The following is a 23,690-nucleotide window of genomic DNA, read 5'->3' on the forward strand; positions in this document are numbered from 1 at the left end:
CTTTCTATCGACCCGAAAAGGGAGAACGTCGGATGTCGCCTGTCACTCTTGCCGTCGTCGGTGCCGGAGATCGCGGGACCGGTCACGCGGCCTGGGCCCTCGCCCATCCCGAGCGGGCGAAGGTCGTCGCGGTGGCCGAGCCGCGCCGGACGCGGCGGCAGCGGTTCGCGGACGCCCACAAGCTCGAGCCCGCGGCGGCGGTGGACGACTGGCGGGTCCTTGCCGCGCGCGGCCGGATCGCTGACGCGGTGCTGATCTGCACCCTCGACCGCGACCATCTCGAACCGGTCCTCGCCTTCGCCGCGCTCGGCTACCACATCATGCTGGAGAAGCCGATGGCGCTGACCGAGGACGAGTGCCGCAGGATCGTCGACGCGGTGGAGAACGCGGGAGTCACCCTGGCCGTGGGCCACGTCCTGCGCTACACCCCCTACACCCGGGCCCTGAAGGACCTGCTCGACTCCGGGAGGATCGGGGACCTGGTCAGCGTCCAGCACCTGGAGCCCGTCGGCTTCTGGCACCAGGCCCACTCGTTCGTGCGGGGCAACTGGCGCCGTGAGGACGAGGCGACCTCCATGCTGATGGCCAAGTCCTGCCACGACCTGGACTGGCTCCAGTACGTGTTGGGCGCGCCGCCGGTCCGCGTCTCCAGTTTCGGCCGGCTCTCCCACTTCCGCGCCGAGAACCGGCCCGCGGGCGCGGCCGACCGGTGCCTGGACTGCTCGGTGGAGGCCGGCTGCCCGTACTCCGCCAAGCGCGACTACGGCGACCTCCTCGCCCAGGGCGGCCACGGCTGGCCGCTCAGCGTGGTGGTCGACGAGTTCACGCCCGAAGCCCTGGAGACGGCCCTGCGGGAGGGACCGTACGGGCGGTGCGTCTACGGGTGCGACAACGACGTGGTCGACCACCAGGTCGTGGCCATGGAGTTCGCCTCCGGCGCGACGGCCACGTTCACCATGACGGCCTTCACCGAACAGGCGGACCGGCAGACCCGGATCTTCGGCACGCGCGGCGAACTCCACGGCGACGGACGGACGTTGCGGGTGTACGACTTCCTGACCCGCACCGAGGAGACCATCGACGTGTTCGGTGAGGGGTCGATGGACGCCGGAGGCGGTCACGGCGGCGGTGACGCGGGGCTGATGGACGCCTTCGTCGCGGCCGTCGCCACGGGCGACCCCGCTCTGGTGAAGTCCGGCCCGCAGGAGTCCCTGACCAGCCATCTCACCGTCCTCGCGGCCGAGCGTGCGCGCCTCGGCGGCACCGTCGAGACGGTGCACCGCCCGGCACCGGCCGCCACGGAGCCGGCCGTGCGGTGAACGGTTCGCCGGCGGACGCCGACGGGACGGGGGGTTCGCGTAGCGCCGGCGTGGGCGGTCCGTCCCGCGGCGGCGGCGTGGAGGCCCGTCGCCCCCGCCGCCGCCGGGGCGGAACTGGCTGGCCCGGCGGGAAATGGCTGGCCCGGCGGGAAATGGCTGGCCCGGCGGGAAATGGCTGGCCCGGCGTTCGCGGTGGCTCGTAGCATCCGACCATGGTCGAGGAAGTGGCGGTAGAAGTCGCCGAAGAAGCGCCGGAGCACGCGGCCCGGGAGCACCCTGCGGCAGGGGGCGCGGAATCGCCCCGTCAGGTGTGCTGGCGCGGCAGGGGCGTCGCCTTCGCGCCGCTCGACGTCGACGACGCGGAGTTGATCCACGCCTGGCGGGCCGACCCCGTGGCCGCGCACGAGATCGGCATGTGGCCGCGTTCGCTCTCCGCCGTGCGCGAGCGGATCGAGCGCGACCGTGACGAGCACGATCGCGACGACTTCCTCGTCCTGCTCCCCGACGGCACGCCGATCGGCCACATCGCCCTGTTCGACCAGGACCTGGTCGACGGCACAGCCGAGATCCTGCTGATGCTGGACCCCGATCACCGGGGCCGGGGCATGGGGACGGCAGCCGTCGACGCACTCGTGGACCTCGCCTTCGGCGAGCTGCCCATGCACCGCGTGCAGGCCGTCACCCACACCACCAACAAGGCAGCGCTCGACGTCCTGGCGAGGGCCGGGTTCGTCCAGGAGGGGGTACGCCGCTCCGCCTGTCTGCACCGGGGCCGACGCTACGACGTCGCGGTCCTCGCCCTCCTGCGGGGCGAGTGGCAGGAGTTCACCCGGTCCCGTTCCTGGGACGCACCGCACGCGGGCGGGTGACCGTGTTCGACCTCAGCACGCCCAGGTCCCCCTGGGTGGTGTTCGGCCCTCGGGGCGCCGCCGAGATCGAGGAGCAGGTGGCGGCTCTGGAGGCTGCCGGCGGCAGGTCGTACCACCTCCAGGCCCGGGACTTCACCGACATGGCGCGCACCTGCGACGCCTTCGCGGCCGCCCTCGGCTTCCCCGGCTACTTCGGCCGGAACTGGGACGCGTTGGTCGACTGCCTGGACGACCTGCACGGGCACCACACCGGCGGCGTGGGAATCGTCGTCGTCGTCCACGGCGCCGACCTCCTACTCGACTCCGCCGACCTGAAGGTTCTGCTTGCCTCGCTCTGCCTGGCGGCGGACCGCGCCAACACGGAGGTCGACCCCGACGGTTGCCCTCGGGACGTTCCCGTGGTGATCGAACACTTCGTCTTCCTGCTGGACCGGGTGGCGGCGGAGCGATTCGCCGCGCGGATCGAGGATCCGGACCTGGTGGTGGAGACGGGCGCCGGCTTTCTCACCGTGACCCTGAACCTCGCGGTCTGGCGGCCCTGACGGGACCAGGCCCTGACGGGAGCAGGCCCTGACGGGAGCAGGCCCTGACGGTCCAGGCCGCCACCAGTGTCGGGCCGCCGCCACCGCTGTCAGGCCGCCGACCCGCGTCAGGCCGCCGACCGGCGTCAGGCCGGAGTGCGCAGCCCGGCAAGGATCCGGTCCAGTGCCGCCTCCGCGGACTGCGGATCCCCACCCCGCGCGATCCAGAGCGCGCCCTCGTTCATCGCGCCCGAGAGGAGCCGGGCCAGGGGCTCCACCGGCTGATCGGCGATGACCCCGGCCGCGGCGAGCGCTGCGAGGGCTTCGGTGAGGTGCCGGGCGGATGACTCCTCGTCGAGGGCCCGCCACTCGTCCCAGCCCAGCACGGTGGGCGCGTCGACGAGCAGGATCCGCCGGACCGCCGGGTCCGTGCCGGCGGCGAGGAAGGCCCGGCAGCCGGCCCGGAGTTGCTCCCAGAGGTCCTCGTACCGCTCGGCCTCGGTCGCGACCCGCTCGCCCAGCTCCTGCTGGACCTCGGCGACAACGGCCCGGAAGAGGCCCGCCTTGCTGTCGAAGTGGTGGTAGGCGGCACCCTTGGTGACCCCGGCGGCCCGTGCCACCTCGGCCAGTACCACGTGGTGGTAGCCGTCGCCCGCGAACCGCCGCCTGCCTTCGGCCAGCAGCGCCTGCCGCGTGGCCGCGCGTTGCTCCGCCCGGTTGACCGCCATCGTGCGCACCGCCCTTTCCCTTTCGCGTACCGAAGGTATGCTAGTCCACATGTTTCACATACCCTGGGTATGTGAAGGAGATCTGGAGGGCTCTGCCATGACCAAGCTCAGCGGCTTCTACCCGGTGCTCGCGACCCAGGACGTGGGAGCGGCACGCGACTTCTACACCCGTCACTTCGGGTTCGAGGTGACCTTCGAGGCGGACTGGTACGTGAGTCTGTGCCGCCCCGACGCACCGCAGTACGAGCTGGCCCTGCTGCACCACGCCCACCCGACCGTCCCCGAGGGCCACCGGGTCGCGCTACGGGGCGGGCTGCTCCTGAACTTCGAGGTGGACGACGTGGATGCCGAGCATCGGCGGCTCGTGGCGGAGGCGGGCCTTCGCGAGCTACTGCCCCTGCGGACCGAGGAGTTCGGCCAGCGGCACTTCATCGTCGCCGCCCCTGACGATGTGCTGATCGACGTCATCACCGTCGCCCCGCCCAGCGAGGAGTACGCCGCCCAGTACACCGGCTCCGGCTCCTGACGGGTCGGGGGCCCGTGAACGGTCCTGGTCCGGTCGGGTCGATCAGCCACCCGTCGACAGAGGTCGCCGAAGTCGATCACGCCGCAGAAGGTGCCGTCGCTCGTAAGAACGTTGGCCGGATGCAGGTCGCCGTGCATCCACACCGCCGGGCCCAGCCAGGCGGGCGCGGCGACGGCGTCCTCCCACACCGCACGGACGACGTCCGGGTCGGAGAGGAGACCCAGGTCGGTGGCCTCGGCGAACTGCCGGGCGAAGCCCGCGGCGTGGTCGGCCGGAGGGCCGCCGCGGTCACGGCCGGCCGGCGCCTCGGCGGGAGCGGGGCGGTGGAGGGCCGTCAGGAAGGCCGCCAGGGAGTCGGCCGCCTCCGGCGTGCGCGTGGCAGGGGCGCGGTCGGCGGGCTCTCCCCGCACCCATGTGGTGACGGTCCATGGCCGCGGGAAGCGCTCGGACGGCTCACCGAGGCGCTGCAGGACGGGGATCCGCAGGGGGAAGGCGTGGCGCGAGGGTGGGCACCAAGGCGTACTCCTTGCGCAGCAACGCGTCCGCGGACCGCGTCGCCCAGGTCAACCGTACGGCGAGGTCGTCGCCGAGCCGCCAGAGCTGGTTGTCCCAGCCGCGTGCGCCGAGCGTCACGGGGAGATCGGCCAGGTCGGGGTGCTGGTCGCGGAGCAGGGCCCGGACCAGGTCCGCCGTGATGTCGGCGGTCCCCGTCCCCGTGTCGGCGTGCGTCATGCGGAGCAACGGTAGTCGTGGCGGACTGTCCGTGCTCCGCTTCGTGTTCACCGGGTGGAGTAGGGCGGATCGATTCTTCAGGTGGATCTCGCCCCGGCCGTCCGGCGGGGTGCTGCCCGGAGGCGGTCCGGAGCCGTACACAGGTGCCGTGGATGACCCTTTCGCGCTCGCAGCGCTGCTCCCCCGTCCCGCGAGGGACGCCGCGCCCCCGCTCCCGCTCCCTTCACCGTCTCCGGAGTTCTCGTGCCCGGTCCAGGATCGCGGCGGCGTGCCGTTGCCGCTGATGGGGCCGCAGACGCCGGACGAGTTCGGCGAGGGCCTGGTCCACCTGGCGGGAGTGGAGGTGGGGGTAGTGGTCGAGGAAGCTGCTCCAGTGGCCGCAGGCCACGTCCAAGTGACCGATTCTCAGGAGGGATTCGGCGAGCCGGGCGTGGGTGAGGGCGACGGGCCGGTGATCGCCGGGTGGCCGGTGGGCGAGGGCTGACCGCAGGGCCGCTCTGCCTTCGGACTCGTCCCCGAGGGCCTGGAAGACCTCGGCCCGCTGGTAGTGGAGACCTGAGCGCGGATACGCCGTGAAGGGAGCGCCTTCGTGGACCGCGCGTTCGTGCAGCCGGGCCGCGTCCGCCAGGTCGGCGAGCGCTTCCCTGCGCTCGCCGCGATGGGCCGAGGTGAGCGCCCGCTGGGCCAGCAGATAGCTGCGCACGGTCGGATCAGCCTCGTCTCCATGGACGGTGAGCGCGGCGTGTGCCAGGACGTCCGCGTGCCGGCGGTGCAGCAGCCTGAGCGCCTGCGAGCTCATGGCCCGCAGCGTGATGGCGTACTGACGGCGGTCGCCCACCTCCCGGGCCAGGGACAGGGCCGACGAGAAGTAGCGCTGCGCCAGCCCGTCATGTCCCGCGTCCGCGGTCATGACCGCGAGTAGATGCACCAGTTGGGCGACGGCGACCCGCGCTTCCTCGGGCAGGCGGTCCGGCCCGGTGGCGCCCAGGACGCGGCCGGCGTCGTCGCCAATGTAGGCGGCGAGTGCGCTGCGCGCGTGCGCGCCGCCGTGACCGCGGCTCAACACCGCGTACACGCGTGCCATCTCCCGCAAGAGCCGCACGTCCTCGGGAAGCACACGGTGGACGGCTCCGCTCGCCGCGGACGGTGGCGGCGTGAGGGGCGTGTGGCCGCCCGGAAGGGGCGGAGCCGTCGGGGTGTATCCGGATCGGGTCAGGACGGCGCGCTGCTCGGGAAGCGCCTCCGCCCGGCACAGGGCGATGAGCCCGAGCGCCGCCGAGGCTGCCCCGGCGCCGGGATCGAGCACCGGTGCCCCGAGACGTGTGTCTGCCGCGAGACCGGTCTCCGCGGGGAGCACCAGGCGGCCGACTCGCCGGCTGAAGGCGGCGGCGACCAGATCCGGAACCGGTGGGCGGGGCCGGGACCCCGTGAGCCAGTGGGCCACCGACGTACGGTCGTAGCGCAGGCGCAGGCCCTGGGCCGTGCCCAGGGCGTTGACCGCTCGTGCCAGCTCTCCCCCGGTCCAGTCGGCCTCACCGAGCAGCGCGGCGAGCAGTCCGTTGGCCTCACGACGTGCCACGCACCCTCCCTCCGGCCGCCGGCGGGTACCCACAGGCCTCTTGCCCGCATCACCCGGCGCTGATGTCGGGGATGGCGGACAGCTCACGGAGCCGTTCCCGGCTGCCTGGGTAGCGGTCCGTCAGGTGGCGGACGCTGTCCAGGTTGCCGTTGGTCTGGCGCCGGATCAGTTCGACGCGGTCGCGCAGGCGCGGCTCCGCGTGCCCGTGCTCGGCCAGGAGGCGGGTCGCGCGTGTGGTGAACCGCTCGACGTCGTTGCGGTACTCCTCCACCAGGTGCCGGACGGCCGCGTCTCGCGAGCCGAGGTTCCCTTCGAGGAGCAGCACGGAGTTGATGTCGACCACGTGGGCGTCGTCCGGGCGTCGGGCCGCGTCGCGGTCGAGGGAGCCCAGGTCGTTGGCGAGTACGACCATGTGCGCGGACAGTTCGGGCAGACCACTGAGGTCCAGCGCCTCCTCGATGTGGGAGGGGAGGTGGAGGCCGAGTTCCGTGGTCCAGCACTCCAGGAAGAGAGGCACCAGGATCGTGTGCTGCCGGTACGGCCAGTAGGCCGCGAGGGTCAGTTCCTCCAGGTCGAGCGACTGCTCCGCCCGGGCCCGGGACGCCCAGGAGCGGAACGTCTCCTCCAGCCGCCCTGTCGGGATCCCCTTCCGGTGCAGGGTTCCCAGGATCGCGCGTACGCAGGCCACTCCCTCGTTCCGCTCGTCGACGGCGCCCGTGGTGAGGAACCGTACGAGGGCCTCGTTCTCGGCGAGCGTCACATCCTCCACCAGGAACACGAACAGGACGAGGAGCGTGCCGGCGTCCACCTCGGGGCCGTCGAGGCCGGTCGTCGTGCGGCGCGGGGCGCAGTACGCGTCGTACGTGGCGGCCAGGTAGGCCCCTCGTTCGTGGTACGCCCTGCCCCGGGTGCAGGTGCAGTGCCGCAGCGACCAGGCGAGCAGCTTCTGCGCGGTACGGCGGTGGGATTCGTCGAGGTACTTCGTCATGGTCTCGCCCCGTGCAGGGCGCGTACGGCGAAGACGGTCGTCAGGTGCGGTGAGCCGAACCAGAGCGGGACCCGACCCATCCGGAAGTAGCCGTGGGCGGGCCACGATCCGTCCTGCCGCTGCCGCGCGGCCAGTTCCTCGCGCCACGCGGGCGGGGAGCCGAGGCCGATGTCGTCCGCGGCGATCGTCAGGAGCGCGAGATCGAGCGCGCTTTCCGGTTCGACGTGGTTCAGGGCGGCGGCGAGCGGGGCCGACAGCGCGTCCGCGCACCGCGCGCACCGTCGGCACACGCGCGCGGCGGCGTGCAGGAAGGCCGCGGGGGACGGGTAGTAGCGGGTGCCCTTCCGGTAGTCGCCGGAGGTCAGATGGTGGCGGAGGTACGCGAGGGTGGCGGGGGCCGCATCCGGGTGACCGGTCACGAGGTGAAGGGTGGCCAGCACGTTCGCGCAGGCGACCGCGTCGTGTTTGGGGCCGCGGGGCGGGGCGTCGGGTTCCGTCGAGTCGTCCCAGTACACGAGGAAGACGCCCTCGTGGAGCGGGCCGTTCGGCGTCCCGCTGCCGGGGCCGACGGCGGATCGGAGAAGATCCTGGACCGTCGCCAGGAAGCGGCTTTCCGGCATGAGCCCGTGCTCGATGAGGGCGCCCGCCGCGACAGCCGTGCAGTCCGTGTCGGCGGCGAAGGCCGGAACTCCGGGAAAGAACGCGAAGCGGCTCCCCCGGCGCGCCCCCTCCACCTGCCGGGCCACGTCCCCGAGGAACCGTCGCTCGGCCGGGGCCGCCGCGCGCGGGAGCACGGACAGCGCGAGCATCGCGGAGAACGCCTCGTCGCCCAGCTCGAACCCGAGGTCCGTGGCGTCCCGCTCGCGCAGCAGCCGGGGCGCGGCGGCCGGCGGCGCGATCTCCTCGAGGGAGGGGTCGAAGGAGGGGTCGCAGGAGCACAGTGCGGCGGGCATGCCGTGCGGGGAGGCGGAGAGGAAGGCCCATCCCCGGGCGGCGGAGGAGAGGACGTCACGGTGGGGGTGTTGCAGCATGAGGGGCCCCGGGTTCGCGGCGGGGGCGGGTGTTGTTCGTTATAGGCCCCGCGCTCCCCCGGCTGGAAGGTGCCCGGTGGGGTCAGGTCGTTGAACGTGTTGAATAGGATGCCGCAATGTCGATGATCTCGACCACCGCCGCCCAGGTCGCCGCAGCCGTCGGAGCTTGCGACAGTGGATCAGGAGTCGTGGTCGGCTCGGTCGGCGGTCCGGTCCGACCAGCCCCGCGACAGGGCGAGACGGCCGGATCGGAGCGCGTCGCGCTGTTCGGTCACCCATTGCTCAATCTGATCCACGGACTCCGCGACGGGCCGATCCGTGGTGTCGAGCAGGTGGGTGGACCATCGCCGGTCGTCGGCGGTCCATCCGGTCCAGCGGTGCCAGGCCATCTCGGGCCAGCTGTCGTCGATGATGACGTCGGGTCGGTGGCAGGGATCCTCGGCGTGCCTGCGGTGCCAGGCGGCCCAGCCGAGGAAGGAATCCACCGCAGGAGCATCCCATCGGCCCGGGTCGCGCAGGGTGAGCCTGGCGCGCCGGTGCTCGTCGGAAACGTCGACCAGGCAGACCGCGATTCCATCCAGCGACGGGGCGGAGGGGCTGGCCAGGACCTCGCCCAGCGGGGACTGCCCGGTCAGCAGGAGGTCGACTCCACGCACCTGGTACTCCAGCGCACGACGCACCCACATCTCGGTCATGCGGTTGCGCCACCAACGATCGGCGCTCTCCGGTACGCCGAGTTCGTCGAAGTCGTGCACGGCGATACGTCCCAGACGCTCGCGAAGGGAGTAAGCGAGGGTGGTCTTGCCCGAGCAGCTGGAGCCGGTCAGTTTGAGCAGCATCTCACCAGGGTGACAGGTCAGCGGTGGTGTCCTCGGCAGAGGGTGACCTCTCCCGTCTGACCGACCCGGTCGTCCGAGCCGGTCGGTGGCTCGGGGTGGAGGTCGTGGGTGAGGGGGCACGGGCCGGTGTGCGCGAGGGTGATGCGTTGCCAGCCGCTGGGGAACGTGATGTCGGCGCGGGCGAGGAGGCGGCCGCGCTGGTCGTGGAGGTGGCGGCGGATGGCCAGTTCGGGTGCGGCCGGGGCGTCGGGCTGCGCATCGGGGCGCGTCACGGTGACCGTTTCCGTGAGGGTCGGACGGAGCCCGGCGCGGGTGAGCCAGTGGTGGAGCAGCCGCAGGTCGGGGTCGATGACCGGTAACCGCGTGAGGTACCGGCCGAGTTCGGGGATCTCCAGGGCGGCCGCCGGGGCGAAGTGTGTGACGGCCTCGTGGGTCAGGCGTCCGGACGCGTCGACGACACGCTGGTGGTAGGTCAGCGCCGGGCGGGTACGCAGGATACCCAGGGCGTCGGCCACGGCCGGCGGGACCGGCGCGCTGAAGAGGCGGCCTTCATGGCCGGTGTCGGCGGCGGCCATGGGAAACGCGTGCCCGGCTCTGTCCGCGCCCGCGGGTCCCGGGCGCTCGACGGGCGGCGTGTCGGCGGGTGGGACGGAGCCGTTCACGTAGGTGCCGCGGCGATCCGTCACCACGATTCCCCGCTGCCGAAGCCACTGGAGGGCGGCCCGTACGGTCGGTCTGTTGACGGCGAACGTCTCGGCGAGCGCGCGCTCGGCGGGGAGTTTGGTGTGGACGGGCATATGGCCCTGCGCGATCTCCCGCTCCAGGTGCGTGGCGATGCGCAGGTAGGCAGGAGTGGGTGCGGGCCGGTGGTGGAGTGGGCGAGACACGACAGCGTCACCTCACGGAATGTGATGGTCCGGGCGCGGTGCGGCATCAAGCCAGCATTGGTCTACACCTTTGAGTCGAACCCCTGCGCTCCACTCCGAGAGCACCCTGGGAGCACCCGGCGAGCCTCGACGCTCCCCCGCCCGGGCCACCCTAGCGTTGGACATTGTCTGAACCTGCGCGAACCTGATAGAAAATGCGCGCTCCCGAGTGTTCGTGGGATTGGCGGGGCCTGCACGCCCCCAGCGCCCGGAGGAATACATGCGGCTCGAACCGCTTCCGCTCGTGCTCGCGGCCGGAGGCTCCGGCCTGGTCCTGGACATCGCGGGCCCCGCTCTCCCCCGTGTATTGCACTGGGGTACCGCCCTTGACCCGGACGCCGACGGTGCCGCCGCCTTCGTCGCGAGCGGCGCGGGTGCGGCCGACGACACCCGCGCGGCGGGCAGCGGGGTGCCGCACGGAGTGCCCCTCGTACCCCTGCAGTCCCTGGGATGGCCGGGACGACCCGGCGTCCGCGGTGACCGCGCCGGGCGTTGGCCGCACCTGCGGCCCCAGTTGACCGAACCCGTCACGCACACGGCCGACGGCAGCGGCGGGTCCGTCGTGACCGCACGCGCCGCGGACGCCGAGGCCGGGGTCGGCCTCACCTGCGAACTGCGGCTCACCGCCCAGGGCGTGGTCGGCATCAGGCACACGGTGATCAACACCGGCGACGACCCCTGGGCGGTGGCCGCGGCACGCCCCTCCTTGCCGCTTCCCGAGGAGGCCGTGGAGCTCCTCGACTTCACCGGGCGCTGGGGGTTCGAACGCGTCCCCCAGCGCTCCCCGTTCGTCCACGGCCTCCATCTGCGCGAGACGCACCAGGGCCGGCCCGGGCACGACTCCGCCACCCTGCTCGTGGCCGGAACCGCCGGATTCGGCTTCCGCCACGGACAGGTGTGGGCCGTGCACGTGGCCTGGAGCGGGGAGAGCGAGCACGGCGCCGAGCGCTCCGCCGGTCACCACGGCCTGCTGTCCGGCGGTGAGCTCCTGGCCCCCGGTGAGGTGCGACTCGCGCCGGGCGAGTCGTACGTCTCCCCTTGGGTGTACTTCGTTCACTCCGACGAGGGCCTGGACGGCATCGGCGACCGGTTCCATCGCATGCTGCGCGCCCGCCCGAACCACCCGACAACGCCCAGGCCGGTCGTCCTCAACACCTGGGAGGCGGTCTACTTCGACCACGACCTCGACCGGCTCAAGGCCCTCGCCGACCGGGCCCACCAGGTCGGTGTCGAGCGGTTCGTGCTCGACGACGGCTGGTTCCGCGGGCGTCGCGACGACAGCGCCGGACTCGGCGACTGGTACGTGGACGAGAAGATCTGGCCGAACGGTCTGCATCCGCTCACCGATCATGTCCGCGCCCTGGGCATGGACTTCGGGCTGTGGTGCGAGCCGGAGATGGTCAACCCCGACTCCGACCTGGCCCGCGCCCATCCGGACTGGCTCCTCGCCGCACCCGGCCGGCTGCCCGAGCCGCACCGCAACCAGCACGTCCTCGATCGCCCGACCCGAGGTGTCCCGGCATCTCGCCGAGCGGATCGACGCCCTGCTCACCGAGTACCCCATCGCCTTCGTGAAGTGGGACCACAACCGCCCTCTCGTCGAGGCCGTCCACGACGGCGCGGCCGGGGTCCACCGCCACACCCGAGCCGTGTACGCGCTCATCGACCGCATCAGGCGGCTGCACCCAGGAGTGGAGATCGAGTCCTGCGCCTCCGGCGGGGGCCGCGTCGACCTCGGGATCATCGAACGCACGGACCGGGTGTGGGCCTCGGACACCAACGATCCCGTCGACCGCCAGTACAGCCAGCGCTGGACCGGGCTGCTGCTCCCGCCCGAGCTGGTCGGCAGCCACGTCGGCCCGGCCACCGCGCACGTCACCGGCCGCACCACCCGGCTCGGCTTCCGCTGCGCCACGGCCCTGTTCGGACACGCCGGGATCGAATGGGACCTCACCGGGTGCACGGACGCCGAGCTGGGCGAACTCACCTCGTGGATCACCCTCTACAAGCGCCGGCGCGAGCTGATCCACACCGGCACCACCGTCCGGGCCGACCACCCCGACCCCGCGGCCCTGCTCCACGGCGTCGTCTCCGCCGACGGCGAACGCGCCCTCTTCTGCCACGCCCGGACCGGCACGTCCGTCGCGGACGCTCCCGTACGGCTGCGCCTGCCGGGACTCACCGCCGACGCCGCGTACCGGGTCGCGCTCACTCCCGAACTCACCCCGCACACCCCGATTCCCGGCCCGCTCGCGACGACCGGCATCACGACGACCGGGCGCGTCCTCGGCGTGCTCGGGCTCGCGGTACCCCGCCTCGCGCCGGGCGACGCGCTGCTGCTGGACGTGGAACGGCTCCGGCGAGGACGGCGGAAAGGAGCGAGGACATGACGGTGGAAACGTCGAGTGAGTTGCTGGGGTATCCCCGCGATGCCCGGCTGCTGATCGTCAACTGCGACGACTTCGGGATGTATCCGGCGATCAACGCCGCCGTGATCGAGTCGATCGAGGAGGGCATCGCCACCTCCTGCAGCCTGATGGTGCCCTGCCCTGCGGCGGCGCAGGCGATGGAGCTGCTCGCCCGGAGGCCGCACGTCCCTTTCGGTATCCACCTCACCCTGGTGTGCGAGATGCCCCGCATCCGGTGGGGGCCGATGGCCGCCAGGGAGCGGGTCCCTTCGCTGCTGGACGCGGCGGGTGACGTGTTCTCTCCGACGCCCGCCGGGCGCGAGGCCCTCCTCTCCCGGGCCCGGATCGAGGACGTGGAACGTGAGTTCCGCGCCCAGATCGACGCCGTCGCCGAGAAGGGCCTCGCACCGACCCATCTGGACTTCCACTGCCTGGCCGACGGCGGCCGCCACGACATCCTCGAACTGACCGCCGCGCTTGCGGGCGAGTACGGCCTCGCGGTCCGCGTCTGGCTCGACCGTGGGCGCCGCGTGATGCGAGGGCGTGGGCTGCCGGTCACCGACAACGACTTCCTGGACAGCTACTCGCTCGACATCGACGGAAAGGCGGGCCGCTACGTGCAACTGCTGCGCGACCTGCCCGCCGGGCTCAACGAGTGGGCGGTGCACCCCGGTCTGGGCACCCCGGAGTCGCAGGCCGTCGACGACGGCTGGACGGTTCGCCGGACGGACTACGAGTTCCTGACCTCGCCACAGGCCCGCGCCGTCCTCCGCGAGGAGGACATCACGGTCATCGACTACCGCTCCGTCCAGCGCGTCTGGACCCGGCGCACGCCACCTTCACAGCTCCCGCACTCCGCATTCTGATCGATTCGATCACAATCGATCGATACGCTGGGTAGAGAGGCGTAGGGTAGCGCCTCCCAAGCGATCCAGGGGGAGCCATGCGGCATCACGTCGACCATCGCCACGATCGGGTACTCGAACTCGTCCGGGCGCGCGGCAGCATCCGGGTCACCGAACTCGCGTCCGAGTTGGGTGTCTCGCCGGTGACGCTGCGGCGGGACGTGGAGGCGCTGGCCGCGCAGGGCAAGGTGCAGCGCATGCACGGTGCCGTCGTCTGGCCCGGTGAGTCCTCCGGGCGCGCGGAGGAGCCGGAGTCCGGTGGCGTGGTGATCGGCATGATCGTGCCGACGACCTCGTACATCTTCGGGGACGTCGTCCTCGGTGCGCGCAAGGCCGTCGAGGCCCAGGGCGGCCGGTTGGTGCTCGGTGTGTCCGGTTATGTCGACAGCGAGGATCCCGTGCAGGCGGAGCATCTGCTCGCCAGCGGGGCCGAGGGGCTGCTCGTGGCTCCCAGCTGGTTCGGCGGGGCGCCCTCGGACGGGCAGGAGGAGTGGCTGTTCGCCTGCGGCGCCCCGACCGTGCTGGTGGAGCGTACGGCGCCGGCCGTCAATCCGGCGGCCACGCTCGACCGGGTGCGCACGGACCGCGCGCACGGCGCCGCGCTCGCCGTGAACCATCTCGCGTCCCTCGGCCACCGTTCGGTCGCGGCGGTGCTGCAGGAAGGTCCGCACGCGACGGGCATCACGGACGGGTACCTCACCTCGGTGCGGTCACTGGACCTGAAGACCGTGCCCGGCTCGCCGTTCGCCCGCGGGTCCGGCACGGAGTACGACGAGGTGACGGAGTACCTCGTCGAGGCCGTCCGGCGGCACGGCGTCACGGCTGCCCTGGTGCACAGCGACGAGGACGCGATCGTGCTGGTCCCGCGGCTGCAGGCGCGCGGCATCAGCGTTCCCGAGGACCTCGCCCTGGTCGCGTACGAGGACGAGGTGGCCGCGCTCGCCGACGTACCGCTCACGGCGATCGCGCCGCCCAAGCAGGCGGTCGGCGAGCTGGCGGCGAAGCTGCTGCTCGAGCGGCTTGCCGAGCGGAGCTCGGGGAACGAGCCGGGTCCTGGCCAACACCTCGACCTGCTGCCGAAGTTGAGGATCCGCGCCTCCTGCGGGGGCGATCGGGGAGCATCGAGCACAGGCTGAACTTCTTGATCGTAACTCGATCGTTTTGATTGTCTTGTGCGTTTGCTCTTGACGGTGATCGAGTTGGCGAAAATGATGTGCTCCGTTCGCCTCTCTCCCCGTCGAGGTCTTCGTAGGAGCCGTGCCATGTCGCGCAGTTCACGCTCGTTCCGTATAGCCGCCACCGCCACCCTCGCCGCTCTCGGCCTGCTCGCCACCGCGTGCGGTGGCGGCGAGGGCGGCTCGTCCGACGCCGGCTCCGACGGCAAGCCGGTCACCATCACCTACTGGACCTGGACCGGTGGCGCCAAGGCCACCGTCGACGAGTTCAACAGGACCCACAAGAACATCCAGGTCAAGTTCACCGAGATCCCCGGTGGCGCCGACGGCTACAGCAAGCTGTCCAGCGGTGTGAAGGCGGGCAACGCGCCCGACGTGGCGACCGTCGAGTACCAGATGGTCCCCGAGTTCGCGAGCCAGGGAAACCTCGTCGACCTCACCGAGCAGGTCGGTGACACCGTCAAGGAGAAGTTCCCCAAGCCGATCCAGGACCTCGTCACCTTCGGCGGCAAGACCTGGACCGTCCCGTTCGACGCGGCGCCGCAGGTCTACTACTACCGGACCGACCTGTTCAAGAAGTACGGCATCGAGGTCCCCAAGACCTGGGACGAGTTCCGGGTCGCGGCCGAGAAGGTCAAGAAGGCCGACAAGAACGTCCGCCTGGCCAACATGCCCAAGTCGGACCCCGCCCTGCTCGCCTCGCTCTCCTGGCAGGCCGGCGGCAAGTGGTTCAGCACCCAGGGCGACGCGTGGAAGCCCGGCGTCGACGACGCCGCCTCGAAGAAGGTCGCCGCCTACTGGGACGGCCTGGTGAAGGACGACCTGGTCCAGAGCTACACCGGCTACAGCCCCGAGGAGACCAAGGCCCGGGTCGAGGGCACGACCCTCTCCTTCCTCGGCGCCTCGTGGTCCGCGGCCGGCATGAAGACCAACCTGCCCGACCTGGCCGGCAAGTGGGCCGCCGCGCCCATGCCGCACTGGGGCACCCCGGCGAGCGGCAACTACGGCGGCAGCTCCTACGGCGTCCTGAAGGGCAGCAAGAACGTCGAGGCCGCGGCCGAGTTCATCACGTGGCTCACGACCAACGGCGACGCGGTCAAGGCCCGTCTCAGCGACCCGAAGAAGCCCAGCAGCGCCCTGCCGGCCAACCCGGAGATGCGGGCGGTGGCCGCGGCGAAGTTCGACACCGCGTACTTCGGCGGCCAGGACCTCTACAAGCTGGCCTCCGAGCAGGTCGACACGATCGTGCCCGGCTGGACCTGGGGCCCGAACCAGATGGACGTCTACACCGCCATCCAGGACGAGAGCGCCAAGACCGGCTTCGCCGGTGGCGTCACGGCCGGCCAGGCGAAGGCCACGTCGGGCATCAAGGAGCGCGGGCTGAAGCTCGCCGAGTGAACCCGGTGGGGCCCGGCCGGTCCCTGACCCCGGCCGGGCCCCGCCGTCCCACTCGGCTGAGCCACAGCCCCAGAGCCCCTCCCCCGGACCCGCAGCGCCCACCCGCCAAGGAGTACCCGTGGCAGCACCACTCGCGAAGGCCGCGCCCCCGCCCGCGACCGGCGGCAGCAGAGCCGACGGCAGCGGCCCGCGCACCGGCCGCACCGGCCGTGCCCCTAACGGCAGTTCACCGATCAGGCGCAACCAGCGCGCCGCGGCGGCCCTGTTCATCGTCCCGTTCTTCGTCCTCTTCGCGGCCATGACCGCGGCGCCCATCGCGTACGCCGTGTGGATGAGCCTCTTCAGCGAGAAGTCGTCCGGACTCGGCTTCGGCGGCACCGAGCGGACGTTCGCCGGCATCGACAACTACCTCGCGGCCTTGTCCGACGCGGGCTTCCGCGAGTCGTTCCTGCACATCGCCGCGTACTGCACGCTGTACATCCCGGTGATGATCGGCGGGGCACTCGCCCTCGCGCTGCTGATCGACTCGGCCGTGGCCCGCGCCCGGCGCTTCTTCCAGCTGGCGCTCTTCCTGCCGCACGCCATCCCCGGCCTGATCGCCTCGATCCTCTGGATCTACCTCTACACCCCGGGACTCAGCCCGGTGCTCGACTGGATCGAGGCCGTCGGCGGCACCTGGGACTTCTTCAGCAACGACCACGTGTACTCGTCCATCGTGAACCTCACGGCGTGGCAGTGGATGGGCTACAACATGATCATCTTCTACGCCGCCCTGCAGGCCGTCCCCCGCGAACTCATCGAGGCCGCCGACATCGACGGGGCCGGGCCCGTCCGCACCGCCCTGCAGATCAAGGTGCCCATGATCGCCTCCGCGGTCGTGATGGCCGTCCTGTTCACCTGCGTCGGCGCCATCCAGCTGTTCACCGAGCCCAAGCTGCTCAACCAGCGCGGCACCGCCGCGGTCGACACCGAGTGGTCGCCCACGATGTTCATCTGGAAGACGGCCTTCGTCCAGCACGACTACGGGCTCGCGGCCGCCGCGTCCCTGCTGCTCGCCGCGCTCGGCGTCGTGCTGTCGTTCATCGTCACCAAGATCGGAAACCGGTGGAAGGCGGCATGAGTACACACACGGTCACCCAGGATCCCGCAGCCGCCGAAGCCCGCACGGGCGCTGCCGCCACCGCGGTGAGGCGCCGCGACCCGCGACGCAAGCGCCCGGGGAGCCTGCTCTCCAAGGGCGTCGTCAACGGCGTGCTGCTCCTCGCCTCGTTCTACATGCTGATGCCGGTCAGCTGGCTGCTCTTCGCCGCCACCAAGGACCACGGCGACCTCTTCTCCACCGGCGGCTTCACCTTCGCCGACTTCAACCTCTTCTCCAACCTCGCCGACGTCTTCACCTTCAACGACGGCATCTACCTGCGCTGGCTCGGCAACAGCGTGCTCTACTCCGTGGTCGGCTCGGCCGCCTCGACGCTGCTGTGCGTCGCCACCGGCTACGCCTTCGACAAGTACGAGTTCCGCGGCAAGGAGAAGCTGTTCGGGGTCGTCCTCGGCGGGCTCCTCGTCCCCGCCACCGTGATCCAGCTGCCGATGTACCTGCTGGCTTCCGAGGTCGGCCTGGTCAACACGTACTGGGCCCTGCTGCTGCCCGCCCTCGTGAACCCGTTCGGCGTCTATCTCGCCCGCGTCTTCTCCGAGGGGTACGTGCCGAACGAGGTGCTGGAGGCCGCGCGCGTGGACGGCGCAGGTGAGGTGAGCATGTTCGCGCGGATCGCGCTGCCGATGCTGTCGCCCGGCTTCATGACCATCTTCCTGTTCTCCTTCACCGGAAGCTGGAACAACTTCTTCGGTGCGCTGGTCATGCTCAACGACGACAGGCTGTACCCGGTCAACCTCGGCCTGTTCATGTGGAACAGCACCACCCAGCTGCAGCCCGAGTTCTACTCTCTGGTGATCACCGGCTCGCTCGTCGCCGTCGTCCCGCTCATCATCGCCTTCATCTGCCTGCAGCGCTTCTGGCGCTCGGGCCTCACCGCCGGCGCGGTCAAGTGACCGTGCCCGTAACGGAAGGCTCCGTCCTGAACGAGGACCACACCCCCCACGGTGTCGCCGCCCCGCAACGCCCGCGGACCCTGCTCGCCATGGGGGCCGGCATCCACGCCCAGCTCCTCGCCGAGGGCGCGCTCGACCGGCTTGCGCAGGTCGCGGCCGTGGACACCGACCGGTTCGTCCCGGACTTCGCCGACGTCGAACCGGCGGCCCTCGCCGAGACCGAGGTGCTGTTCACCCACTGGGGCGCCCCGCTGCTCACCGCGGACGCGCTGCGCGCCATGCCGCGGCTGCGGGCCGTCATCCACGCCGCCGGGTCGGTCAAGCACCATGTCACCGACGCGGTGTGGGAGCGGGGCATCGCCGTCTCCACGGCCGCCGGCGCCAACGCCCTGCCGGTCGCCGAGTTCACCCTCGCCACGATCCTCGCCACCGGCAAGCGGATCCTCGACAGCGCCCGGGCCTACCGGGAGGCCCGGGGCCAGGTGCACCTGCTCGAGTACTTCACCGGTCACGGCAACCACCGCCGGACCGTCGGCATCGTGGGCGCGTCGCGGATCGGCCGTCGCGTCCTTGAACTGCTGCGCCCGTTCGACTTCGAGGTCCTGCTGTACGACCCGTACGTGGACGCCTCGGAGGCCGAGCGGCTCGGCGCGCGGTCGGTGGAGCTCGACGAACTGGTGCGGCGCAGCAGCGTGGTCTCCATCCACGCCCCCCAGCTCCCGGAGACGCGGCACATGTTCGACCGGCGGCGGCTCGCGCTGCTGCGCGACGGGGCGACGCTCGTCAACACCGCGCGCGGTTCCCTCGTCGACACCGCCGCCCTCACCGAGGAGCTGTCGACCGGCCGCATCCACGCCGTGCTCGACGTCACCGAGCCCGAGGTGCTGCCCCCCGATTCGCCTCTCTACACGCTCCCCAACGTCCTGCTCACCCCGCACATCGCGGGTTCCCTGGGCAACGAGCTGGTGCGCATGACCCATTGGGCGACCGACGAGGTGGAGCGCATCGCCCAGGGCCTGCCCCTCGCGCACGGTGTCGGCCCCGACGAGCTCTCCCACTCGGCCTGACCCCTGGGGCCCGAGCAGCTCGGCCTGCCCCCTGAGGCCGAGCCACTCGGCCTGCCCCTTCGGGCCCGAGCCCCTTCGGGCCCGAGCCACTCGGGCCAGCGTCCCTCCCTCCCGAGCCCTTCCGTCCCGCAGACCACACAGGACACAGCGATGCACCAGCCTCCGGACACCCGTTACGTCGAGGACCGCAGCCCCGGCAGCGGCCGGCTGACACCGCGGGCCGCGTTCCGCTCGGACGCCCCCGGGATCCCCCTGGACGGCGAATGGCGCTTCCGGGCCGCCGCCGGGCTCGGGGATCTCACCGCCGGCTTCGACGACCCCGGCTTCGACGACGGCGCCTGGGACACGCTGCCCGTGCCGTCCTGCTGGCAGCTCCAGGGCGTCGGGTCCCCCGCGTACACCAACGTCACCTACCCGTTCCCGGTCGACCCGCCGCGGGTGCCCGAGGAGAACCCGACGGGCGAGTACCGCAGGGAGTTCACGCTCCCGGACGACTGGCCGGCCGGCCGTGGCGTGCTGCGCTTCGACGGCGTCGACTCCTGCTTCGCGGTCTGGCTCAACGGCGTCCGGCTGGGCGACGGCAAGGGCAGCCGGGTCCCCACCGAGTTCGACGCGACAGAGGCCCTGCGGCCGGGGCGCAACGTCCTCGCCGTCCGCGTCCACCAGTGGTCGGCGGGCAGCTATCTGGAGGACCAGGACATGTGGTGGCTGTCCGGGATCTTCCGTCCCGTGCGGCTGCTGTCCCGTCCCGAGGGCTGCGTCGAGGACTTCTTCGTCCACGCCGACTACGACCACACCACCGGCGTCGGCACCCTGTCCGTCGAGACCTCGGCGCCGGCCCGGCTCTCCGTGCCGGAGCTCGGCCTCGTCGACGCCGACCCGGCGGGCCCGCACACCTTCGCGGGCGTCGAGCCGTGGAACGCCGAGCAGCCGAGGCTCTACGAGGGTGAGCTGACCGCGGCCGGCGAGCGGATCCCGCTGCGCATCGGATTCCGGCGGATCGTCGTCGAGGACGGCCTGCTCAAGGCCAACGGGCGGCCCCTGCTGCTGCGCGGCGTCAACCGGCACGAGTGGGACCCGGAGACCGGGCGGACGCTGTCGTACGAGACGATGCTGCGCGACGTGCTGCTCATGAAGCGGCACAACATCAACGCGGTGCGCACCAGCCACTATCCGCCGTCCAGCGACTTCCTCGACCTGTGCGACGCCTACGGACTGTGGGTGGTCGACGAGTGCGACCTGGAGACCCACGGCTTCGAGCTGGTCGGCTGGCGCGGCAACCCGAGCGACGACGCGCGGTGGCGGGACGCGCTGCTCGACCGGATGCGGCGGGTGGTGGAGCGCGACAAGAACCACCCGAGCATCCTCATGTGGTCGCTCGGCAACGAGAGCGGCACCGGAGAGAACCTGGTCGCGATGGCGGAGTGGGCGCGCACACGCGACGCGTCGCGGCCCGTCCACTACGAGGGTGAGTGGGACAGCGGCTATGTCGACGTCTACAGCCGGATGTACGCGGACCACGCCGAGACCGAGCTGATCGGCCGGGGCGAGGAGCCGCCGACGCGGGATCCGGCGCTCGACGCGCACCGGCGCGGGCTGCCGTTCATCCTGTGCGAGTACGCGCACGCCATGGGCAACGGGCCGGGCGGCCTGAGCGAGTACCAGCGCCTGTTCGAGACCTATCCGCGGCTGCAGGGCGGCTTCGTCTGGGAGTGGATCGACCACGGCATCGCGCGCCGCACGGCGGACGGCCGGGTGTTCCACGCGTACGGGGGCGACTTCGGCGAACCCGTGCACGACGGGAACTTCGTCGCCGACGGCCTGGTCTTCCCCGACCGCACGCCCTCGCCGGGGCTGGTCGAGTACAAGAAGGTGATCGAGCCGGTCAGCATCGGTTTCGGCGCCGACGGGCGGAGCGTCACCGTCCGCAACGGCCATGACTTCCGGGACACGGCGTATCTGCGCTTCCGGTGGCGGGCCGAGGACGACGGCGAGATCGTCGCGGAGGGCGTGCTCGACGTCCCCGTCCTGCCGTCCGGCGACCGCGTGAGTCTGCCGGTGCCGGCGCTGCCGCCGGTCAAGGACGCGGAGCGGGCCCTGACGGTGGTCGCGGAGCTCGCCGCCGACGAGCCCTGGGCGGAGGCGGGCCACGAGATCGCGTGGGGCCAGACCGTCCTCGCCCCGGCGGCTCGGGAACCGGTCCCGGAGCGTCTGCTTCCGACGGTCGCGGGGCGGGGTGGCCGGCTCGCCCTCGGGCCTGCCGCCTTCGACGCCCACAGCGGGCGGCTGCTCGCCGTCGGCGGGGTCGATGTCGGGGGGCTCCGGCTCGACCTGTGGCGGGCACCGACCGACAACGACCGGCTGGGTGACCGGATCGCCGACCGCTGGCGGGCCGCCGGTCTGCACCGGCTCACCACCAGGACCCTCGGTGTGGAGTCGACCGCCGAAGGGCTGACGGTCCGCACCCGGACGGCGCCCGCGGGCGCCGACCACGCGGTGAACGCGACGTACCGCTGGCGTTCGGACGGCAGGTCGCTGTGGCTGGACGTCGTCGCGGTTCCGGAGGGCAAGTGGCCCTGTCCGCTGCCCCGGATCGGCCTCGGTCTCTCCCTGCCCGGCCGGCTCGACACGGTGGACTGGTACGGCCTCGGCCCGGGTGAGGCGTACCGGGACAGCACCGCGGCGGCCCGGCTCGGCCGCCACCGGCGCACCGTCGACGCGCTCCAGACCCCGTACGTACGCCCGCAGGAGAACGGCAACCGGCGCGCGGTCCGCCGGGCCCTGCTGACCGGCGCGGGCGGCGGCGGCCTGGAGATCGTCGGCCTGCCCTCGTACGACCTCACGGTCCGGCGCTGGACCAGCGCGGAGCTGGACGCCGCCCGGCACACCACCGACCTGGTGCCCGGTGACCGGCTGCACGTCAACCTGGACGTGGCGCACCACGGCATCGGTACCGCGTCCTGCGGTCCCGGCCCGTTGCCGCAGCACGCGCTCGGCGCGGGACCGGTCGCGTTGCGATTGGTCCTCCGCGCTCTCTGAACCCCGCCCGGTGGGCCCCGTTCCTCGCGGAGCGGGGCCCGCGCTCCGTCGCCTCACCCCGTACGAACCGGAGGATCCCATGTCCGTCGCCGCCCGCCGCCGCGTCCTCGTGGTCGGCATCGACGGGGTGCGTCTCGACACGCTCAGCCGCCTCGGCACCCCTCACCTGGACGCCCTCGCGGCGTCCGGGTTCCTCGCGCCGGTCCTCGTCGAACCCGGGACGCCCACCATGTCGGGGCCGTGCTGGGCGACGATCGTGACCGGCGTGACCGTGGACAAGCACGCCGTCTGGAGCAACGACTTCAGCGGCAACCGCCTCTCCGTCTTCCCCGACTTCACCACGCGGCTGCGGGACGCCGGCCGGCGCACCTATGTGGCCGCCGGCTGGGAGCCGCTGGTGACGGTGGCGAACGGCGGTCCGCTGTTCCGGGGTCCCGGGAGGCTGAGCCATGTCGCGCCCGCCGCGGACGACTGCGCGGGCTGGGAGGCGGCCGACGAGCTGGTGACCGTCGACGCCGCGCGGGTGCTCGCCGAGCAGGATCCCGAGGCGTCCTTCGTCTATCTGGGCGCGGTCGACGAGACGGCCCACATCCTGGGCTGCGGCACGGAGTACGAGCGGGCGATCGTCCGCGCCGACGAGCGGCTCGGCCGTCTTCTCGCCGCGGTCCGCGGGCGGGCCGCGTACGCCGAGGAGGCCTGGACGTTCCTTGTGGTCACGGACCACGGCCACCGTGACCAGGGGGGCCACGGCGGACGTTCGGACCTGGAGCGCACCGCATGGATCGCCTGCGCGGGACCCGACGTCCCGGTGGGCGCGCCGGTCGGGGAGCTGCGCCACCAGGACGTCGCCGCCCAGGTGTTCGCGTCGCTCGACTGTCCCCCGGACTCGCACTGGACCCTCGACGGCCGGCCGTTCACCGTCGAGCCGCGGGCCGTCCTGCTGGACATGGACGGCACGCTCGTCGACACCGAGGCGCTGTGGTGGCGGACCGCGCGGGTGGTGGCGGAAGGTCTCGGCCACCCCTTGACCGACGCCGACACCGCCGCGGTGGTGGGCCGCTGCGTGGAGGACACCGCGGTCCACCTGTGGCGGACCTCGGGCACCGGGCGCCCGCTGGGCGCCGTCGTGGCCGAGCTGGACGCCGGGTTCCTCACGGCGGTCCAGGAGGAGGCGACCGCCCTCCCGGGCGCCCTGGAACTCCTCGGCACGCTGCGGGACATGGGCATCCCGGCGGCGCTGGTCACCGCCTCGCCGCGGCCCGTGGTGGAGTCCGTGCTCAAGCTGCTCGGGACCGAGTCGTTCCAGGTGACGGTGACGGCGGACGACGTGGACCGTACGAAGCCGCACCCCGAGCCCTATCTGGCCGCCGCGCGGGCCCTGGGTGTCGATCCCGCGAGTTGTCTGGCGGTGGAGGACAGCCCGGTGGGCATCGCCGCGGCGGAGGCCGCGGGGTGCCGGGTCGTCGCCGTACCCTCGCTCTTCCCGGTCGAGGCGGCCCCCGGCCGGCGGGTCCTGACCGGCCTGCAGGAGCTGGTGGAGCTGCTGCGGGCCGGTCGGGTGCCTCGGCCGTAGGTGAGCCCGGCTTCT

At 72.2% G+C, this 23,690-nt stretch carries 19 protein-coding genes and 2 pseudogenes; 14 read left to right on the plus strand and 7 right to left on the minus strand.

The features are described 5' to 3' along the window. Positions 1-32: 32 nt before the first annotated feature. The 3 genes from ACF09C_RS00430 (at position 33) to ACF09C_RS00440 (ending at position 2,730) form a co-directional block, all read left to right on the plus strand. Positions 33-1,319, plus strand: coding sequence for a Gfo/Idh/MocA family protein (locus ACF09C_RS00430; protein ID WP_392086993.1), 1,287 nt, complete (start codon positions 33-35; stop codon positions 1,317-1,319). Positions 1,320-1,531: 212 nt separating this feature from the next. Continuing rightward, on the plus strand, positions 1,532-2,188 hold the full coding sequence (locus ACF09C_RS00435) for a GNAT family N-acetyltransferase (RefSeq protein WP_392086995.1): 657 nt from the start codon (positions 1,532-1,534) through the stop codon (positions 2,186-2,188). Between the two features lie 2 nt (positions 2,189-2,190). Further along, the gene (locus tag ACF09C_RS00440; RefSeq protein WP_392086997.1) at positions 2,191-2,730 is read left to right on the plus strand and encodes a barstar family protein; all 540 of its coding nucleotides are present in this window, start codon (positions 2,191-2,193) and stop codon (positions 2,728-2,730) included. A 125-nt stretch (positions 2,731-2,855) separates the two neighbouring features. On the opposite strand, the gene ACF09C_RS00445 is transcribed toward ACF09C_RS00440, so the two are convergent. Next, positions 2,856-3,437 carry a TetR/AcrR family transcriptional regulator gene (locus ACF09C_RS00445; RefSeq protein WP_392088605.1) on the minus strand — a complete coding sequence of 194 codons (582 nt, stop codon included), beginning with the start codon at positions 3,435-3,437 and terminating at the stop codon, positions 2,856-2,858. Between the two features lie 97 nt (positions 3,438-3,534). Here ACF09C_RS00445 and ACF09C_RS00450 point away from each other — a divergent pair, with 97 nt between their 5' ends. Continuing rightward, positions 3,535-3,963: a VOC family protein gene (locus ACF09C_RS00450; protein WP_392087000.1), complete on the plus strand. Its 429-nt coding sequence runs from the start codon at positions 3,535-3,537 to the stop codon at positions 3,961-3,963. Between the two features lie 59 nt (positions 3,964-4,022). Here ACF09C_RS00450 and ACF09C_RS00455 read toward each other — a convergent pair. The 6 genes and pseudogenes from ACF09C_RS00455 to ACF09C_RS00480 all read right to left on the minus strand — a co-directional run. After that, positions 4,023-4,695: pseudogene (locus tag ACF09C_RS00455) on the minus strand (phosphotransferase); the annotation flags it as partial. 223 nt (positions 4,696-4,918) lie between these two features. Further along, a complete protein-coding gene (locus tag ACF09C_RS00460; RefSeq protein ID WP_392087002.1) occupies positions 4,919-6,274 on the minus strand; it encodes a hypothetical protein in 1,356 nt (451 codons plus the stop codon). A gap of 49 nt (positions 6,275-6,323) precedes the next feature. After that, positions 6,324-7,262 carry a terpene synthase family protein gene (locus tag ACF09C_RS00465; protein ID WP_392087005.1) on the minus strand — a complete coding sequence of 313 codons (939 nt, stop codon included), beginning with the start codon at positions 7,260-7,262 and terminating at the stop codon, positions 6,324-6,326. Next, complete coding sequence (locus ACF09C_RS00470; protein WP_392087008.1) at positions 7,259-8,293, minus strand: hypothetical protein; 1,035 nt, start codon at positions 8,291-8,293, stop codon at positions 7,259-7,261. The genes ACF09C_RS00465 and ACF09C_RS00470 overlap by 4 nt, the downstream gene beginning before the upstream one ends. A gap of 179 nt (positions 8,294-8,472) precedes the next feature. After that, on the minus strand, positions 8,473-9,132 hold the full coding sequence (locus tag ACF09C_RS00475; RefSeq protein WP_392087011.1) for a hypothetical protein: 660 nt from the start codon (positions 9,130-9,132) through the stop codon (positions 8,473-8,475). 17 nt (positions 9,133-9,149) lie between these two features. After that, positions 9,150-10,019 (minus strand): GntR family transcriptional regulator, encoded by an 870-nt coding sequence (locus tag ACF09C_RS00480; RefSeq protein WP_392087014.1) that lies wholly within the window; start codon positions 10,017-10,019, stop codon positions 9,150-9,152. Between the two features lie 259 nt (positions 10,020-10,278). On the opposite strand from ACF09C_RS00480, the pseudogene ACF09C_RS00485 reads away from it, so the two are divergent. The 10 genes and pseudogenes from ACF09C_RS00485 to ACF09C_RS00530 all read left to right on the plus strand — a co-directional run. Further along, positions 10,279-12,034, plus strand: a pseudogene (locus ACF09C_RS00485) (alpha-galactosidase); the annotation flags it as partial. A gap of 96 nt (positions 12,035-12,130) precedes the next feature. Beyond that, positions 12,131-12,448 (plus strand): GH36 C-terminal domain-containing protein, encoded by a 318-nt coding sequence (locus tag ACF09C_RS00490; RefSeq protein ID WP_392088613.1) that lies wholly within the window; start codon positions 12,131-12,133, stop codon positions 12,446-12,448. Further along, on the plus strand, positions 12,445-13,332 hold the full coding sequence (locus ACF09C_RS00495; RefSeq protein WP_392087016.1) for a polysaccharide deacetylase family protein: 888 nt from the start codon (positions 12,445-12,447) through the stop codon (positions 13,330-13,332). Before ACF09C_RS00490 ends, ACF09C_RS00495 begins: the two co-directional genes overlap by 4 nt. A gap of 77 nt (positions 13,333-13,409) precedes the next feature. Beyond that, positions 13,410-14,507: a substrate-binding domain-containing protein gene (locus ACF09C_RS00500; RefSeq protein ID WP_392087019.1), complete on the plus strand. Its 1,098-nt coding sequence runs from the start codon at positions 13,410-13,412 to the stop codon at positions 14,505-14,507. Positions 14,508-14,633: 126 nt separating this feature from the next. After that, positions 14,634-15,944 carry an ABC transporter substrate-binding protein gene (locus ACF09C_RS00505; RefSeq protein ID WP_392087021.1) on the plus strand — a complete coding sequence of 437 codons (1,311 nt, stop codon included), beginning with the start codon at positions 14,634-14,636 and terminating at the stop codon, positions 15,942-15,944. Between the two features lie 118 nt (positions 15,945-16,062). Continuing rightward, a complete protein-coding gene (locus ACF09C_RS00510; protein WP_392087023.1) occupies positions 16,063-17,064 on the plus strand; it encodes a carbohydrate ABC transporter permease in 1,002 nt (333 codons plus the stop codon). Then, positions 17,061-17,996 (plus strand): carbohydrate ABC transporter permease, encoded by a 936-nt coding sequence (locus tag ACF09C_RS00515; RefSeq protein WP_392087025.1) that lies wholly within the window; start codon positions 17,061-17,063, stop codon positions 17,994-17,996. Before ACF09C_RS00510 ends, ACF09C_RS00515 begins: the two co-directional genes overlap by 4 nt. Before the next feature lie 89 nt (positions 17,997-18,085). Beyond that, complete coding sequence (locus ACF09C_RS00520; RefSeq protein WP_392088623.1) at positions 18,086-19,063, plus strand: hydroxyacid dehydrogenase; 978 nt, start codon at positions 18,086-18,088, stop codon at positions 19,061-19,063. Positions 19,064-19,213: 150 nt separating this feature from the next. Then, positions 19,214-22,102 (plus strand): glycoside hydrolase family 2 TIM barrel-domain containing protein, encoded by a 2,889-nt coding sequence (locus ACF09C_RS00525; RefSeq protein ID WP_392087028.1) that lies wholly within the window; start codon positions 19,214-19,216, stop codon positions 22,100-22,102. Between the two features lie 79 nt (positions 22,103-22,181). Further along, on the plus strand, positions 22,182-23,675 hold the full coding sequence (locus tag ACF09C_RS00530) for an HAD-IA family hydrolase (RefSeq protein WP_392087030.1): 1,494 nt from the start codon (positions 22,182-22,184) through the stop codon (positions 23,673-23,675). The last annotated feature ends 15 nt before the right edge of the window (positions 23,676-23,690 follow it).

This window comes from Streptomyces sp. NPDC014870 (assembly GCF_043081505.1).
Lineage (GTDB): Bacteria > Actinomycetota > Actinomycetes > Streptomycetales > Streptomycetaceae > Streptomyces.

What these genes read in the sequence shown, in the direction of transcription:
- ACF09C_RS00430 (WP_392086993.1), top strand. Translation starts at nt 33, where the DNA reads ATGTCGCCTGTCACTCTTGCCGTCGTCGGTGCCGGAGATCGCGGGACC.
- ACF09C_RS00530 (WP_392087030.1), top strand. Translation starts at nt 22,182, where the DNA reads ATGTCCGTCGCCGCCCGCCGCCGCGTCCTCGTGGTCGGCATCGACGGG.
- ACF09C_RS00505 (WP_392087021.1), top strand. Translation starts at nt 14,634, where the DNA reads ATGTCGCGCAGTTCACGCTCGTTCCGTATAGCCGCCACCGCCACCCTC.
- ACF09C_RS00450 (WP_392087000.1), top strand. Translation starts at nt 3,535, where the DNA reads ATGACCAAGCTCAGCGGCTTCTACCCGGTGCTCGCGACCCAGGACGTG.
- ACF09C_RS00445 (WP_392088605.1), bottom strand. Translation starts at nt 3,437, where the DNA reads ATGGCGGTCAACCGGGCGGAGCAACGCGCGGCCACGCGGCAGGCGCTG.
- ACF09C_RS00470 (WP_392087008.1), bottom strand. Translation starts at nt 8,293, where the DNA reads ATGCTGCAACACCCCCACCGTGACGTCCTCTCCTCCGCCGCCCGGGGA.
- ACF09C_RS00525 (WP_392087028.1), top strand. Translation starts at nt 19,214, where the DNA reads ATGCACCAGCCTCCGGACACCCGTTACGTCGAGGACCGCAGCCCCGGC.
- ACF09C_RS00475 (WP_392087011.1), bottom strand. Translation starts at nt 9,132, where the DNA reads ATGCTGCTCAAACTGACCGGCTCCAGCTGCTCGGGCAAGACCACCCTC.
- ACF09C_RS00500 (WP_392087019.1), top strand. Translation starts at nt 13,410, where the DNA reads ATGCGGCATCACGTCGACCATCGCCACGATCGGGTACTCGAACTCGTC.
- ACF09C_RS00465 (WP_392087005.1), bottom strand. Translation starts at nt 7,262, where the DNA reads ATGACGAAGTACCTCGACGAATCCCACCGCCGTACCGCGCAGAAGCTG.
- ACF09C_RS00435 (WP_392086995.1), top strand. Translation starts at nt 1,532, where the DNA reads ATGGTCGAGGAAGTGGCGGTAGAAGTCGCCGAAGAAGCGCCGGAGCAC.
- ACF09C_RS00520 (WP_392088623.1), top strand. Translation starts at nt 18,086, where the DNA reads ATGGGGGCCGGCATCCACGCCCAGCTCCTCGCCGAGGGCGCGCTCGAC.
- ACF09C_RS00495 (WP_392087016.1), top strand. Translation starts at nt 12,445, where the DNA reads ATGACGGTGGAAACGTCGAGTGAGTTGCTGGGGTATCCCCGCGATGCC.
- ACF09C_RS00515 (WP_392087025.1), top strand. Translation starts at nt 17,061, where the DNA reads ATGAGTACACACACGGTCACCCAGGATCCCGCAGCCGCCGAAGCCCGC.